This is a genomic window from Cloacibacillus evryensis DSM 19522 (genome assembly GCF_000585335.1).
Classification (GTDB): Bacteria; Synergistota; Synergistia; order Synergistales; family Synergistaceae; genus Cloacibacillus; species Cloacibacillus evryensis.
On the sequence record NZ_KK073872.1, the window covers coordinates 22,451 to 38,255 of the forward strand.

General features: G+C 56.6%; 13 protein-coding genes. 5 read left to right on the forward strand and 8 right to left on the reverse strand.

What is annotated here, in order from left to right:
• Positions 1 to 74: 74 nt before the first annotated feature.
• The 6 genes from mscL to CLOEV_RS00145 all read right to left on the reverse strand — a co-directional run bounded on the left by mscL (position 75) and on the right by CLOEV_RS00145 (position 6,675).
• Positions 75 to 515 carry a large conductance mechanosensitive channel protein MscL gene (mscL, locus tag CLOEV_RS00120; protein WP_034441209.1) on the reverse strand — a complete coding sequence of 147 codons (441 nt, stop codon included), beginning with the start codon at positions 513 to 515 and terminating at the stop codon, positions 75 to 77.
• Between the two features lie 173 nt (positions 516 to 688).
• Entirely contained in the window at positions 689 to 2,356 is a 1,668-nt protein-coding gene (locus CLOEV_RS00125; RefSeq protein ID WP_034441211.1) for a sodium:solute symporter family protein, read from the reverse strand.
• Positions 2,357 to 2,483: 127 nt separating this feature from the next.
• Positions 2,484 to 3,308: an AraC family transcriptional regulator gene (locus CLOEV_RS15555; RefSeq protein WP_084482121.1), complete on the reverse strand. Its 825-nt coding sequence runs from the start codon at positions 3,306 to 3,308 to the stop codon at positions 2,484 to 2,486.
• A gap of 60 nt (positions 3,309 to 3,368) precedes the next feature.
• Entirely contained in the window at positions 3,369 to 4,646 is a 1,278-nt protein-coding gene (locus CLOEV_RS00135; RefSeq protein ID WP_245591090.1) for a glycine/betaine/sarcosine/D-proline family reductase selenoprotein B, read from the reverse strand.
• Positions 4,647 to 4,661: 15 nt separating this feature from the next.
• Positions 4,662 to 5,969 (reverse strand): glycine/sarcosine/betaine reductase component B subunit, encoded by a 1,308-nt coding sequence (locus CLOEV_RS00140; RefSeq protein ID WP_034441215.1) that lies wholly within the window; start codon positions 5,967 to 5,969, stop codon positions 4,662 to 4,664.
• 355 nt (positions 5,970 to 6,324) lie between these two features.
• A complete protein-coding gene (locus CLOEV_RS00145) occupies positions 6,325 to 6,675 on the reverse strand; it encodes a hypothetical protein (protein WP_156938336.1) in 351 nt (116 codons plus the stop codon).
• Between the two features lie 120 nt (positions 6,676 to 6,795).
• Here CLOEV_RS00145 and CLOEV_RS00150 point away from each other — a divergent pair, with 120 nt between their 5' ends.
• On the forward strand, positions 6,796 to 7,353 hold the full coding sequence (locus tag CLOEV_RS00150) for a GNAT family N-acetyltransferase (protein WP_051484739.1): 558 nt from the start codon (positions 6,796 to 6,798) through the stop codon (positions 7,351 to 7,353).
• Here the strand turns inward: CLOEV_RS00150 and CLOEV_RS00155 are convergent.
• The gene (locus CLOEV_RS00155; RefSeq protein ID WP_034441217.1) at positions 7,350 to 8,111 is read right to left on the reverse strand and encodes a GNAT family N-acetyltransferase; all 762 of its coding nucleotides are present in this window, start codon (positions 8,109 to 8,111) and stop codon (positions 7,350 to 7,352) included. The two genes, CLOEV_RS00150 and CLOEV_RS00155, sit on opposite strands and share 4 nt — an antisense overlap.
• Before the next feature lie 220 nt (positions 8,112 to 8,331).
• Between CLOEV_RS00155 and CLOEV_RS15560 the strand changes: the two genes are divergently transcribed.
• The 3 genes from CLOEV_RS15560 (at position 8,332) to CLOEV_RS00170 (ending at position 12,891) form a co-directional block, all read left to right on the forward strand.
• On the forward strand, positions 8,332 to 8,775 hold the full coding sequence (locus tag CLOEV_RS15560; protein ID WP_051484741.1) for a translation initiation factor: 444 nt from the start codon (positions 8,332 to 8,334) through the stop codon (positions 8,773 to 8,775).
• Positions 8,776 to 9,646: 871 nt separating this feature from the next.
• Positions 9,647 to 11,011 (forward strand): hypothetical protein, encoded by a 1,365-nt coding sequence (locus CLOEV_RS00165; protein ID WP_156938337.1) that lies wholly within the window; start codon positions 9,647 to 9,649, stop codon positions 11,009 to 11,011.
• Positions 11,008 to 12,891, forward strand: a complete 1,884-nt coding sequence (locus tag CLOEV_RS00170; RefSeq protein ID WP_034441220.1) for a sensor histidine kinase — start codon at positions 11,008 to 11,010, stop codon at positions 12,889 to 12,891. The genes CLOEV_RS00165 and CLOEV_RS00170 overlap by 4 nt, the downstream gene beginning before the upstream one ends.
• Positions 12,892 to 13,049: 158 nt before the next feature.
• On the opposite strand, the gene CLOEV_RS00175 is transcribed toward CLOEV_RS00170, so the two are convergent.
• Positions 13,050 to 13,532 (reverse strand): methylated-DNA--[protein]-cysteine S-methyltransferase, encoded by a 483-nt coding sequence (locus CLOEV_RS00175; RefSeq protein ID WP_008708557.1) that lies wholly within the window; start codon positions 13,530 to 13,532, stop codon positions 13,050 to 13,052.
• Positions 13,533 to 14,261: 729 nt separating this feature from the next.
• On the opposite strand from CLOEV_RS00175, the gene CLOEV_RS00180 reads away from it, so the two are divergent.
• Entirely contained in the window at positions 14,262 to 15,203 is a 942-nt protein-coding gene (locus CLOEV_RS00180) for a M14 family metallopeptidase (RefSeq protein ID WP_008708558.1), read from the forward strand.
• Positions 15,204 to 15,805 lie beyond the last annotated feature (602 nt).

A 15,805-nucleotide genomic window follows, 5' to 3' on the forward strand; every position in this document is an offset into this window, starting at 1 on the left:
AAAACAAAAAATAAAAGAGAGCCCGCCGGAGAAAGGCCCTCTTGATCCGGTTTTGCCGCGTCGTTCGGCGGCGGTTACAGCTCCGAGGTGCAGTGCGGGCAGCGCGTCGCCTTTTCGTTGACCTCCGAGAAGCAATAGGGGCAAAGGCGCGGCGGCTGTGCCGGCTCCGCTGGTTTCTCCGCCTTCAGTTTATTGGCGAACTTGATGACCATGAAGATGGCCCAGGCCTGGATGAGGAAATTGATGACCGTGTTGATGAAGACGCCGTAGGCGATCACGGGGATATTCTGCGCCTGCGCCTCGGCGAGCGTCGCCGCGTGCGTGCCGGAAAGGCTGATGAAAAGGTTTGAAAAATCTATCCCCCCGACCAGCAGCCCGATCGGCGGCATGAGGACGTCATTGACCAGCGAGGTCACGATCTTGCCGAAGGCCGCGCCGATGATGACGCCGACCGCCATATCCATAACATTGCCGCGCATGGCGAATTCCTTAAAATCATTGAGCATGCCCTTCATAAAGAAGCCTCCTGTCGTTCTTTTTTCAGTGATAAAAACTTCGGATTTTATGATACCACAACGCGGATAAGAACAAATCGGGCATATTCCTTATTCAGCCCGGCTTTTTGCGCGAAAACAAGAAAGCGGCGGGAGGAAGCGACTCCCGCCGCGCGGATATGACGCGGCGGCTTTTACGCCGTCAACGTGTATTTTTTGAAGGCCTTGTCTATCATCGTCACGCAGAGATACATGCCGATGATGCCGGCGATGATGTATATCCAGTTGATGTACATGCCGAAGCCGACGGAGATGAGCAGACTGCCGGCCGTTCCGAATACGCAGCCCTTGAGGACGCTGTGGTCGATCTCCTGGCCGTGCTCGTTGAATCCGGGAAGCAGCGGCTTCTGCTCGGAGGCGGTGGCGAAGGAGACGCCGGCGATGGCGATCAGCGAAGCGGCGACGCCCCAGACTATCGGCAGCGGCAGCTTCAGATAAACGCCGGCCGAGCAGGCGAGGCAGCCGGCGACCATTCCCGCGACGCAGCCGGAGCCGGTGCAGCGCTTCCAGTAGAGGGCGCACATAAAGGGCAGGAACATCATCGACGAGAAGGTGCTGTAGCCGACGGCGACAATTGTAAGTATACCTTTGAACTGCAGCACGAGCAGCGAGGCGGCCACGGCGATCAGCAGGGTCAGCAGGCGGCAGCAGAAGAGTTTCTGCTTTTCCGTGGTGGTCTCGGGAAGCGCCGGTTCGACGATATCCACCATCAGGCAGAGGACGCAGACCTGAAGATAGGAGTCGAGCGTCGAGATGGTAGTGGCAAGGATCGCCGCGACGAAGAGGCCGATGAGGCCGTGCGGGAGCACTTCGGAGATGAGCGCGAAGAGGACGCCGTCAGTATTCTTTCCGATAATGGCGGGGTCTACGAGCATCGCGGCCCCGAGGCCGAGGAAGGTGACGACGCCGGCGAAGAGCGTGCAGTAGGCAAAGCCGAGCATACTTCCTTTGACGGAGGTCTTTTCATCTTTGGCGGAGATGAAGCGCTGTACATGGGTCACGTCGCAGCAGGAGGCGAGCAGGCCGGAGAGCAGGTAGCCGAGCCACCACATGTTCGGCCGTAGCGAGAAGAACTGCGCCGCGTCGAGGGTACTGTGCATCGCCTGCGGCGTAACGCCGTGCATCAGTATCATCGAACCTGGCAGGACAATGAAGATCATCGGCGTCATTATCAGCCACTGGAAGACGTCGTTGTAGACGACGGAGACGAGGCCGCCGATGCTGACGTAGGTGAAGGAGACGATGATCCCGATGACGAGCGCCAGCTCATAGGTCATGCCGTATTTGCTGAACATCAGGTGGATCAGCAGGCCGAGAGCCGCCATCTGGCTGCAAAGTATCGAAAGCGCGAGCCAGGCTCCGGCGACGCCGGAAAGTTTTCTCAGCGCCGGCTTTTCAAAGCGTGCGACGAAGACGTCGCCGATGCTTGAAATATCCAGCTTATCGGCGCATTTTCTCAGCTTGCGCGCCATGCCGCAGGCGATCGAGAACCACGCGCCCAGGCTGTAGCACTGTCCCGGGATGAGCGTGCCGCAGCCGTTGACGAATGCGCCGCCGCTGTAGCCGAGCAGCGCGCCGGAGCCCTTCATTGACGCGCCCTGCGTGCAGAGGGTGGCGAAGACGCCGAAGGATTTTCCGCCGACGAGGAAGCTGTCCGTGCCGGAATCGCCGCCCTTAGCCTTTTTCAGCTCCCTTGTCTTTTTGCAGCTGAAATATATTCCGTTTCCGATCAATACGCAGAAGTAAAGCACCAAAACTATAATATCCAAACTGTTGGTCCTGAGGTAATCCATTGCTCCCATATGCGGCTTCCTCCCTTAATAATTGCGATAAAATACTGCGCGCAGCGACCGGGAGCGGCGTCAAAGGAGGCGTGAAACGCTCCCCGGATATAGCCCCGGCACAGCCGCGAAAAAAAGAATTTTCCGGCTATTCGCTGACAGTGCGCTGAATGTTTCCGTAGTGCACGGGGTTTACACCCGTGACTTTCAAAAAGGTCTTTGAAAAATGGCTCTGGTCCGTGAACCCAAGCTCGTACGTTATCTGAAGCAGCGGCATCCCGTCCTCTATCATCTCTTTGGCCTTGTTTATCCGCAGCTGATTGATGTAGGCGTGGGGCGAAAGCCCGATCTCTTCCTTGAAGAGTCGCATGAGGTAAAAGGGGCTGATGTGGGCGATCTTCGCCAGCTCTTCGATGTTGGGCGCGGCGGCGAAGTTATCCTTGAGATACTCTTTAACGGTCAAAATGTGCGGGGACCTCACGAGCATACGCGAGAGCACGAAATCCGGCATACGCGAGAGCAGCTTCTCGGAGCGGCCGATGATCTCGCCGATGTCGGACTCCGAGCCGGATTCGATGCCGCGCTGTATATTCAGATAGTCTTCCCACATCGTAAGATCGGAAAAACAGGAGATCGTTAAATTTTCTCTCGCGATGGCCGTCTTGAGCTCGTTCGACAAATATTCTTCCTTCACAAAGACGGTGCGGTACGAACAGCGGCCCATCTGAGGGGAAAAATTAAAATTATGCGGAACGTCGGGGCCGAGGATGAGAAAATCTCCCGGTTTCAGATCGAGCTTGAACTCGCGGAAATTTACCGGCAGAATCCCGTCCTCGACGATGCTTATCGTATACCCGTGGTGCAGATGAGAGGCGGCTCTTTCGGCGGGGAGATTTTCCGCCGTCAAAAAATCCATGCCGCGAAGAGATTTCCTCCTCCACAGTCTCCTGACGGGCCTTCTCTTTTCTCTCATATGCACTCCCCCTAACGGACACGGCCGCCTGCCGGCGTATTGTCGCCGGCAGGCGGAATTTTATTTTGCAACCCTTTCCAGAGCATTAAGTATTATATTTTTTCGCTCGTTATATTCTGTTTCCCGGTCTTCATTTGGCTTTGCAAGCGGGTGAGGGATCGATACTCCGTGGACGACTCTGTTGCTTCCGAATGTGTGCGCGATGGGGTCGATGGCCGTGATGTGCGCGCAGGGGATTCCCGAACGTTCGACTTCCTTTGTTATTGCTGCGCCGCAGCGTGTGCACGATCCTCAGGTGGAGACCATGATCGCGGCGTCGACGCCCGCTTCCTTCAAAGCTCCGGCGATTCCGCGCCCGAAGGCCTCTCCGTTAAGCAGGGACGCCCCCGTGCCGACCGTCGTGTAGAAGGTCTCGTGCATCTTGCCGATGACGCCCTCCTTTTCAAGGCCGCGCATCACGTCCACCGGCACGATGCGGTTGGGGTCGGCGTTCGCGAAACTGGTGTCATAACCGCCGTGTATTGAGATTATTTTGCCCGCCTCAAGCCGCTCGCAGCCCGCGGCGGAGTAAGCGCCGTACTTTGTGGCGGACGAGCTTTCGATCTTGTCCGGATTGCCGGCGGGAACGATGCCGCCGGTGTTGAGCAGCGCTACCGTGGCCTTGGCAAGATCCTTCACAGGGGGCGCGATCGCGACCTTTTCCGGTATCTCCTGCAAATATTCGGAGACGAAAGGCTCTCCGCTCATCTTCTTCAGCAGCATGTCGACGGCGCGCTTGCCGCCGTTCTCGGCGCGGAAGAAATTTTTTCTCACATGGCGGTGGAAATAATTTTCAAAGACGGCGGAGCCGAGCGGCTCTTTCGCGAGAAGCTTCCCGACGAGCGCCGCCATGTCTTCCAGCGCCGGCTTCATCGCCCTTACGGAATTTCCCGTCTTAATTATGTACATATCGTCGCGGAACATCTCGACGGCGGGGCTTTCGTTGTTCATTCCGGCTATCCCCGGGATGCCGAGAAGCTCCTGAGCCTTTTTGATGACGTGGCCGCAGGCGAAGCCGTATCTTCCGGCGTAGAAGGAGGGGCCGGCGATGATGAGATCCGGCTCTTCCCGCGCCAGCACCTCGGCGAAATCCGCGAGGACCTCGTCCGTATGCTCGGCGAAATAATTGTCTCCGCAGACGTAGGTCATGGAGATGTCGGCCTTGCCGCCGAAAAGCTTTTCTAGCTGCACTCCGGGCCCCATCGCGCCGGATACCGCCTTCGGCTCGAAATCTGCCTTGTCCTCCCCGCCGACTCCGGCGAAGAACTGATTGATATAGTGAAGGATTTTATATACCATCCCTGCGCCCCTCCTTTAAATCCAGTCCGCCGACAGGCGGCTGATCCCGGCCTGCGCGCATGAGCAGGGGATGTGGATAAGCTCGGTGTAAAACAGCCCGCTGTCCTCCGGATGGCTGTCGATGACGGCGCGGATGATATCCATCGAATCCTCGTTGCCGATAAATGTCTCCAGCGCCTTGGGTACGGCGAGGAGCTGGTGCATATTGCCTACGCTCACCATCGCGCCGCACTCCGGGACCCAGTCCGCGAGCCCGGGGCTCCTGCCGTCGCGGCCGCCCATCTCGTCGGAGATGATGACCGTCTTCACGCCCTCGTCTTCCAGAGCCTTGACGTTGAGCATGATATCTTCGTCAGGATTGCCGTGGCCCTCCGTGACGAGGATCGCGCCGCTTGCGCCCATCATCTTCGCGAGCTTCGCCGTAAAGGCGCTGGCGCGGAGCTTACCCTCCATCGTCGTGACCTCGTTATGCACGATGACGCCGAGAAAGCGGACCTTCTTGCCGTGCTGTTCGTAAAACTCTTCGATCACGGGGCTGTTCTGGACCTCATACATATACTGCTTGTCCGCGCAGACCGTGCAGTGAGCGCCGAGGAACGTCGTCACCGCGCCGTCGAGCACCTCGTTGGGATGGACGACGGTCGGTATCAGCGTCGTGCCGGCAAGCTGCCCGTAGACGTGAAAATCGATGATCTCGGGGTTCTGGGCCAGCAGCTGCATGACATATACGACGCCGGGCAGCCTCTCGTCGGCCTTGCCGAGCTCATACGTCCTGACCTCGTCGGCCCTCGCATCCGAGCAGCTTTGCGCGAGATAGACGGCGAGGCGGAAAGAGGCGAGGCGGCAGGCTTCATCCGTCGTCAGCGTCTCTTCCTTTAAAACCTCGGGCTTTACGCGGGCGCAGAGGACGACGTTGAAAGTCTTTGAAAATGGCGAATAAGCCGCGGCCGGTCCGCTCATATCCACCAGCCCGCCCGTTCGGCATTTCGCCTCTTTATCGCCGCTCTCCGTTACGAGCACGGCGCAGTTCTTCAGCGCGAGAGTCTCTCCGATCCCCGCCTGCTCCATATCTCCCACAATACCAGGGAACATCGATCCCTGCCGTGAAAGCTTACATCTCGGCTCGACTGCGGCCTTGACCGGCAAGATCCTGACACTCTCCCCCGGGCGCGCAATGTGCAGTGAAAAAGAGGCTACGGCCGGAAAAACGCCGCAGGCTTGGATCGCCTCTTCCTTGTTCACATAAAGAACGCCGTCGCTGACGGTTGTCTTTTCTCCCCACTCAAGACCCTTGATATACAACTTATGAAAATCAAGCTTCACAACGACCCTCCCTTCCCATCCCTTCGCCATGCCGGCGTATGGCGGGAGACGCTTTCATATAAAACTGAGAAAATAATATATCGAAGGAACGGCAAGGTCTTGTAAAAAAATGCAATACAGATAAAAATATACGATTTAAATATATTGGCGATTAAAAATCATCACGTAAAACGGTAAATCGCGGGGTATGATGAACATGCGGACAGACTTTCACTCCCTCGGGCAAAAATATTTTGCGTAAAAAGTATACTGTAAATAATATAAAAAAGGAAGAGAAACTATAGTTTCACTTCCCGAATTAAAAAAATACGACGGCAAAAACACCTTCCGGCGGCATCCTAAGAAAACAGAGGAATCAAGCGCCGCACCCCGTACAGCCGCCGCAGGCGTCGGTGCGCGTGCCGGAACAGCCGTCGGGTTTTGGCTGAGGCTTGCTGTGGCGGCAGCCTCCGCCCTCCGTCATCATCTCATAGACGGGGAGATAAATGGAGATGAGGGCCTCGACATTCTCGCGGCAGCCGCGTCCCGAGGGATTGCGCTCCGCGCATTCATTATCCGCACAGAGCGGCGTCGCCTTGGCCATCGCCTCATAGCTGTGCGCGCCGTCCATCATCGCGTTGAGGATCATATTCTTCGTCGTGCCAGTGACCGTACAGACGGGCGTGTCAGCCTTCGCGTCGCGCCAGAGGCTCACCAAGTCTATCATGAAAGTCATTCCCTTCCTGTTTTTATACATTATAGTCCATCGGCGGCGCGGTTGACTCTCGTGAAAAAAGCAGTTATAAAACATAAGACTAATATATATGGCCATGGGGAGGCGGATGCGGTGATCGAGACGGAAAGGCTCATAATGCGCGAAATAACCGAAGCGGACTTTGAGGCCGCGTCACGGATACTCGGCGACGCCGGGGTGATGTACGCCTGGGAACACGGATTCTCCGAAGAAGAGGTTCGCCGGTGGATAGGGGAATGTATCAGGCGCTACAAAGACGACGGCTTCAGCTATCTCGCCGCGGTCGAAAAAACGAGCGGCGAAATTATAGGCTTTATCGGCCCTCTCGTCGAAACTATCGAGGGATGCCGCCATTTCGGCGTCGCCTACATATTGATGAAAGAACGCTGGGGCATGGGCTACGCGACGGAGGGCGCGAGGGCCTCGCTGGCCTGCGCCTTTGAACGTCTGGGAGCGGAACGGGTGATCGCCGTGATACGCCCGGAAAACAGCGCCTCGCGCGGTGTCGCCGAACGCCTCGGTATGGAGATAGAGGGGCGCTTTATAAGACATTATAGGGGAAAAGAGATGCCGCATCTTATTTACGCGATTTCAAAGGAAAAATGGAAGGCGGCCTCGGAGATCGCGCCGCCCTCCGCGGGGTCTGTTTAAATATCCTCCGTCAGCGAGCAGATCGGCACCTTGTCGATCACCTTGAAGCCGTAATTGATATAGAAGGGCAGCCCTGCCTCCGTCGCGAGGAGTACGAGGGGCTTGCCCTTATGCGCGAGAGCCGCCGTGAGGCCGTCCATCAGGCGCAAGGCGAGGCCGCGGCGGCGGTGCTCCGGCAGGGTGGCAAAATAGTAGAGGCCGACGGTGTTCTCCGTCTCGTGAATGAGCGCGGTCGAAAGATATCTGCCGCCGGCCTCAAGCGCGAAAGCCATGTTTGACTCGTGCGCGGCGAGATAGGCCCCGTAGCCCCTGTAGGAATCCGTGTCAGCGGCATCATCCCCGCCAAAGGCGTACCAGGCGGCCTCTCCCCACCGCCGCGCCTCTCCCTCAGTTATCCGTGAAACATCCTTTGGCGGCTCTCCCGCCCGCATACTCTCGGCGGGGAGATACATCGAAGTATATATCCGGCGGCGCAGCAGCCCGCGCTCCTCGAAAATCTGCGCGAGGCCGTAAGGGGTCTGCGGCAGCCACGGCGCGACGAACTCCGCGCGGCGTTCGCTGAAAAACGATAGCGCCGCCGTCACATCCTCGTTCCCCGCGCCGATGCCGAAAATTGCGTAATTCTCTCCCGCGTAGGGCTGTCCGCTCGCGGCGGCCAGCGACGGCGCGGCAAAACGGAGCAGCGAACCGCCCGGCGCGCTTCCGAGCATCGCGGCAAAAGAGAAAAAGTTTTCGTCAAAGGCCTCTATTCTATTCATAAAAATACCTCGCTTATCCATATTTCATTCTTTTATAATTAAATAGCCTAAACTTAAAAACAACAAGGGCGGATTACATATCTCGTATAAAAAAGCGGAACCGGCGGCCGGCCGCGCGAGTCTCTTTGTGTCCGCGGCCAATCGATACCTTACAGCGCCATCTTACTCTATAATTCTGGTAACCGGCAACACTTGCGATACCTGTGGGAGGATAAAGCTGATGAAAGAGAAAAAGAATAAAAAACTTACGGAGGGGGAAGGTTTTTCCCTCTCGCGCCAGGGGCCGCTCGGAATATCGCTCGGAGCGCTGCTGGGAGCGGAAAAGACGGCGGAACCGGCGGTTTCCGACGCGGCCGATAGCGGGACGGAAACAAAAAAAGCCTCGCCGCCGCCGGCCCGGGAGAAAACGCAAACCGAAACGAAGATATCAAAAGTCTCCCTGCGCCGCGAACGCGCGGGGCGCGGCGGCAAGACCGTGACGATCGTAATGCTGCCGCAGGACTACCGCGGCGACACGGCGGCGCTCGCGAAAGATCTGCGCAAAGCCCTCGGCTGCGGTTCCGCAATGGAAGAGGGAAAAATCGTCCTCCAGGGCGACATCATGGAGCGCGTGGAGGCCTGGTTCCTTAAAAAAGGGGCGGCAAAGGTAACAAAGAGCGGATAAAAGCGTAAAAATAATTTGATTTATGTTGACTATATATTGCCGCCTCGGCACGGAGGCCGGAATGACAGAACAACAAACCCGGGCCGCTGGTGGGCCCCGGGTCAAGCCCGGGGCGACGGAGCGTCGGAGCCGGCATGACAAGCTAAACCGGCGTTTATAAAAATCGGCGCGAATAAGCACCGTATGCGTCATAAGCCGGCCCCTGAGTGTCCTGCGGCAAACGCACCCGCATGCCGCGGCAATGTGGATAATTTAAAAAGAGTTCCCCGCCAATGGCGGGGAACATTGCCTTGCAATCGCCGTATGGAGAATACGGCTCCGGTACTCAGAGACCGGCTTATTTAGCCTACGGCACTTCTTCGCGCCGATTTTTTTGTTATTATGCAAAACTGCTATAGTTGATTTCCTTTGGGAGAGGAGAAAGATAAACTGCGATTTACCGCTCTGTCCTTCCGTCGCTCCGGCCTCCGAGCCGGAGCCAGGGGGCGTTGGTTTTTGCTTTACAATCGATGTTGGAACAAACCTGAAGCCACTAGATGCCGGGTCAAGCCCGGCATGACAAGATAAACCGCAGTTTAACGCTGTGCCCTTCCGTCGTTCCGGCCTGCGAGCCGGAGCTGAGTGGCGTTGGTTTTATATGCGCTGGCGGAGCAAAAACATCAAGCCGCTGGATTCCCGATAGGAGCATTCGGGAATGACGGGTCAACGGCGCTGGATTCCGGCTCGGAGGCCGGAATGACGGAACAACAAACCCGAGCCGACGGAGCGCCGGAGGCCGGCATGACAAAACAACAAACATAAAGCCAGTCTTACACTTCCCTTTTTACGCCATTTACCTGATTTGATGTATAATATCGTAGGGTGAGAAGCGATGAAAACCTTGAGAATGATACCTATTATTATATTGATCTTCCTTGCCGCGTTTCTCGCCGTGCGCGCGGACTCCCTCGTCTGGACGCCGCCCGTTGCCGATCCGGCGCCGGAGACGAACGGCGACGTCGTTATCACAAAATTCGACGAATGGAACCCCTATACCTACGCGTTCGCCGTCGAGGCTGGGCAGGCCACGGAAGAGGAAATAATCGAAGAGCTTGACGCCGCCAACTGTTACGCCTATGGCAGCGACGGCTCCGGCGCACGGCATGAATTTGAAATAAAATGGACGGCCTCCGGCACGGACATGACGAAAGCCGGCGTCTTTAAAATTACCGGCGAACCGGTCATCGCCGACGGCTTCTCCGTCGCTGCCGGCACGGAAACGCCGCACCCCTTCATCCCCGTCTCCATACAGGAAAAAGGCAAACCGCAGCTCAACGTCTTCCACACGGCAAGGGCGGGGTCATACACCTTTCCCTGGGTGGAGCCGCCATGCGATCCCGAGGAAATGACCGTCTGGATCTCCGAAGACGGCGGCGAATGGACCGAGCTTGAACACGACGACTGCATCTCCGTCTTCAAAACCAACCTCGTGCTCTACGGCTTCCTGCTCAAAGACGGCTCCTCCTACCGGCTCCAGGCCGACTACACCGGCGGCCGCACAAACATGTTCTCATTTACCTTCGACAAAAACATCGTCGAATACAACTTCTCCGGCGGCGACCGCGACGGAGGGGACCTCGACGCGGCGGCTCCGCCTGAGGTCGAACAGCCGGTCGGCGACGAAGATGACGGCGTGGACGATGCCGGCGGCGACGCCCCCGTCGTCGATACTCCGGTCATAGGTACCGAATCCTCGGCGGCGGCCTCGGCCGCATACACCGGCAAACGCATAGACTTTATGCGCGGCGGAGAGGGCGGCATCAGCGTCTCACGTTCCACCTTCGACCTTGAAATACCCAAAGAGACGCTGGACGCGCTCGCGGTCGGCAAAAACGACACGCTTTCAGTCTCCGTGACGCGCGGCGAAAACGGTGAAATAACCGTCGCGCTCGCGAAAAACGGCCAGCCCGTAGACGACGCCGGGCCGCTCACCCTCTCCATCCCCTATGAGAGCGGGCAAAGAACGGAACCGCCGCTCCTTCTGGACTCCGGCGTAAAAATCGCCGCGAATCCGGACGCGCAGGAGGAAAACATGGCCTCCTTCACCGTGAGCGGGCCGGGTACGTACACCCTTGACGAAAGCGGCGGCAAGGCCGCCCCGAACGAGAGCCAAAGTTTGGATTTGGCGAACCTGGGCGCGCTGGCCATGAGCTTCCTCTCCGTGGCGGCCTACGCCGTCCATAAAAGATTTATATGAACCCGGGGCGGGTGCCCCTCGCGCTGCGTGTCGCGGCCGCGGCGGCGCTCTCCGCGCTCTTTTTTATCCTTATCTGCAAATTCGACAATAAATACACATATCCGTCGCCTCAGCCCATCGGCGGCGTTCTTTGGCTTGACGCGGCGGCCCTCAAAAAACACCCCGCCGGCTTCCTGCGCGACGGCTGGATAGTCTACCCCGGAAAATTGCTCACACCGCGCGAAATACGCGAGGGAAAATGGCGCAGAGAAGAAATACGCATCGGCGGCGGCGCGCTCACCGACGGAAAATCACCCGTCGGCGCGGCAACATACCATCTGCGGATACGGCTGCCCGAAGAAGAGCGCGGCTACGCGCTCGAACTGCCGGAGATATTCTCCGCCTACAAACTTTACGTCAATGGCCATGAAACGGAACAGGTCGGCGACCCCGCGGCGGGGCTCGAACTTACCGGCGCGCGCCTCATAAGCTTCCGCGCCGCCTCATCCGCCGACATCGTAATCGCGGCGGCCAACAGAAACCACTTCTACGGCGGCCTCGTCTACCCGCCGGCATTCGGCGAAACGCGCGCCGTGCAGCGGATTATCCTCGCCCGCCTCGCAAGAGCGCTCGCCGTCGTCGCCTTTGCCCTCGCGTCGGCCGCGGCGTCGCTCTACTTCGCCGTTGCGCTGGCATACGTTCCGGCGCGGCTCTACTCGCTGCTCTGCCTCGCATTCATCGGCAGCTCAAGCTATCCCATCATCCACGCGCTCTTCGACCTGCCGCTGCGTCCCTGGTACGCGCTGGAAATATTCTGCGGCTACCTCGCGATCGCCCTCGCCGTCACCCTTCACAATAGAATATGCGGCGTAACGGGCCGCTGCGCCCGCGTGGTGGAATGCGCGGCATACCTGGTGGCCGCCGCCTCCCTCGCCTACGGCCTCCTCTCGCCGCGCCTGCCGTTCGCCGCGGAACTCTTCCCGGAAATGATATTCCTCTACAAAAGCGCCGTCGCGGCATACCTCATAAAAGGCGCGATCGGTGCGGGTACGGCCGGCAAAACGGAATCCTCGCCGCTGCCTTTGCTCTGCGCCGACGTATTCTTCGCCGCTTCCATCCTCTTTGACAGGATATACCCAGAATTTGAGCCGATAATCACCGGCTGGTTCCCAGAAATGGGAACATTCGCTCTCGTCGCCGCCATCGGCATTCAGCTCTGGCGCGACCTGGCGCAGGCATGGCGAGAACGCCGCGCACTGCGCGAAAACGAACGCCGCGCCGAAAAAGAGCTCGGCATCCACCTCTCATACATCGAAGCCCTGCGCGAAAAAATAGACGAAAACCGCCGCTTCCGCCACGACCACCGCCAGCTCCTCCACACACTGACGGCGCTTGCGGCGGGAGGCGACGAAAAGACGCTCCACGAATACATCAAAAACCTTGAAAACGCCGCGCCGCCCGCCTCCGCCGTCAAATACTCCGAAAACGCCGTAATCGACGCGCTCATCGGCCACTACGCCGCGGCGGCGAAAAAGAACGGCCTGCCTTTCGACGTGATCGCCCCCATCCCCGCAGACTTCGCCCTCAGCGACACGGAACTTTGCCGCGTGCTAGGCAACCTGATAGAAAACGCCGCGGACGCCGCAGCCGGCGCGAAAGCCCCATACGTGCGCGTCTCCGGCTCCGAAACCAACGCGCAGAGCATCATCATAATAGCAAACAGCTACGGCGGCACAATAAAAAAGAGAGGCGGAAAATACCTCTCCTCCAAACACGAAGGCGCGGGACTCGGCATCGCCTCCGCGCAAAAAATAGCCGAACAAAACGGCGGCTCGCTCATCATCGAAACGACGGAAAAGACCTTCACCGCCACGCTGTTCCTGCCGAAAGCGGGACGGTAAACTGCAATTTAGCGCCCTTCCGTCGCTCCGGCCTCCGAGCCGGAGCCTAGGCGCTTGGGGTTTTTGCTTTACAATCGATGTTGGAACAAACCTGAAGCCTCTGGATGCCTGGTCAAGCCCGGCATGACAGGATAAATCGCGCTTCTAAGCGCCGATTTTCATTGGTTCAGATGCTGCGCTTCATGCATCAGCAGAAAACTCTTTACGTCAAGGCCGCCGCCGAAGCCGACAAGTTTTCCGTCCGAACCTATGACGCGGTGGCAGGGAATTATGATCGCGATCGGGTTCCTGTTGTTTGCCAGCCCCACCGCGCGAAAACCCTTCGGCGAACCCACGGCCCGCGCGATATCGCCGTAGGTCGTCGTAGCGCCGTAGGGTATCCGCAGCAGCGCCTCCCAGCAGCGCAGCTGGAACGGCGTTCCCTTGGGTGCGAGCGGGAGTTCGAAGCTCTTACGTTCTCCGGTGAAATATTCGCCTAACTGCCGGCACGCCTCGGCGAGAAGCGGCGTTTCACTCATCATCAAGTCTCCGCCGGGGTGGGTGCCGCTGCTGGCGAAATGCAGATCGGTCAGCTTACCATCATCTTCGCCAAGCGTCAGAGTCCCGACTCCGTCAAAATAATATTTCGCGTAACATTTCATGACGACACCCCATTTTTTTTGGTTTGATTGACCAGACGACAATATATTAATCCATATCGCCAGGTTTTATATACTGTTTATTATGCACAATTTTTCTCAAACCTATTATCTCTTTTATACCAACTTTTGTCATAAATCAATAAAATCATATCCCTCTGGGGTTTTCTCCATTTGACTTCTTAAAAATTTTTGTTTAGACTATATTCGTTTTCTTAAAAAGAAAAATTTTTATCTTAGGAGAACAGGGAAATTATACCTTATAATCTGGAAATACGATAAAAAACCATAAAAAAGACGGCGTGACACGAACGGAGCTCTCCGAGTTCCGTGAGATGCGGCCGGCGGTTTGGTACTTTACAGCATTTTCGCCGCATAACAACGTGAAGAACACCGCAGCTCTTTATAGAGATAGATTTATATGATTTTTTATAAATAATGTATAATATATCGTGGATTATGTTATTATCTGTTTTTCGGCATTGCGATTTCACCGCGTTAAAGTTCTGCCTGATCTATTTCATACAGGCGGACAATTTTTGGACGTAACCGGATAAAGAGGGCGGCGGCATTTTTCTAAGTTCCTTTTTATCTCTTTATTTATAATTTTTCTATTATCAGTTATCTGATAATAGAATGGTTTTAAAAAAACAAAAAGAGGAAATGCCACGGGGGACTGGTATTTCCCGATTTCGGATAAAAATATATTGAATGAAAAAGAGGGAAGTTGAAATGGGAGGAAAAAAGACAGAGCTACTACAATTCCAGACAGAGGAAGGCCGGAAGTTCGAACTTCCCGTCGCTTTGGTGATCGGCGACGCCGAAGGACCTGACGCGGTCGTCACCGCGGGAATACACGGAGGCGAATTCTGCGGCGTGCTGGCGGCGGTAAAGCTGTTTCGAGAGCTATCTCCGTCTGATGTCAAAGGCAGCGTAAAGATAATCACCGTGTGCGATACCTCCGCTTTTGAATCGCGCCGCGTGTCGCTTTCTCCCTTGGGCGGCGACAACCTGAACCGCAACTTCCCGGGCAGGACGAAGGGAGATCACAGGGATATGCTGGCGGCAAAAATTTTTGACGAGATAAAGGGCGCCGACTATCATATGGATCTTCACTGCGGCGAAGTGCTGGAAAGGTCCGCGCCATTCGCAATATATCATCGGGGCCGAAAAGGCGATCTCAACGACCGTTCACATGAGATGGCCTATTACTATGGCCTGCCCAATATCATGATTACTGAAACGGATGGGCGCTGGTCGGACAAAGGCACCTGCTACGCAAGCGTCTACGAAAATATCGGCATTCCCTCAGTCTTGTTCCAGACCGGAGGGCTGGGGATCGCCTCGGCCGACAACGTGAACACCCACACCGAGGGAATAAAAAACGTCATGCGCCGTTTCGGGTCGTTACGCGGCAGCGTCCAGCCGGTAGGACGGCCGCAGATATTTGAAAACATGGAGCTGGTGTGCACAAAGGGAAGCGGTATCCACTACAGAAGGGTCAACGTAGGAGACGCCGTCAAACGCGGCCAGATGATAGGGATGCTCACCGACTATTTCGGCACGCCGACGGAAAAGATCCTCTCGCCGATCGACGGCAAGGTCCTGTTTATATCCGAAAGCTCCGCGATGTCCGAAAGGGACTTCGTCGCCGCCATCGGAGTCGGCCGCTGATGGGTGTGTCCGAAGTGTAAAAGAATAAAAACTGCGATTTATCTTGTCATGCCGGCACTGGTACTCCGTCGCCCCGGGCTTGCCCCGGGGCCAAGCGGCTCTATGTTTTTGCTCCACCAGCGCATGTAAAATCAACGCCACTTGGCTCCGGCTCGGAGGCCGGAGCGACGGGAGGGCAGAGCGGTAAATCGCAGTTTATCTTTACCCTTTCCTAAAGGAAATCAACGATAGCAGTTTTGCATAATAACAAAAAAATCGGCGCGAAGAAGTGCCGTAGGCTAAATAAGCCGGTCTCTGAGTACCGGAGCCGTATTCTCCATACGGCGATTGCAAGGCAATGTTCCCCGCCATTGGCGGGGAACTCTTTTCAAATTATCCACATTGCCGCGGCATGCGGGTGCGTTTGCCGCAGGACACTCAGGGGCCGGCTTATGACGCATACGGTGCTTATTCCCGACTTCGGCACTTTTCTCAAAATACGATAATACGAACCATTAGTGAAATAGTGATTAACAAGTAGCACCAACAACTTCCAAATGTACCCCAAAAAGAGGGCAAAAAACCCAAAAATGTAGTACCTAGTGAATACTACCTATTGCTTT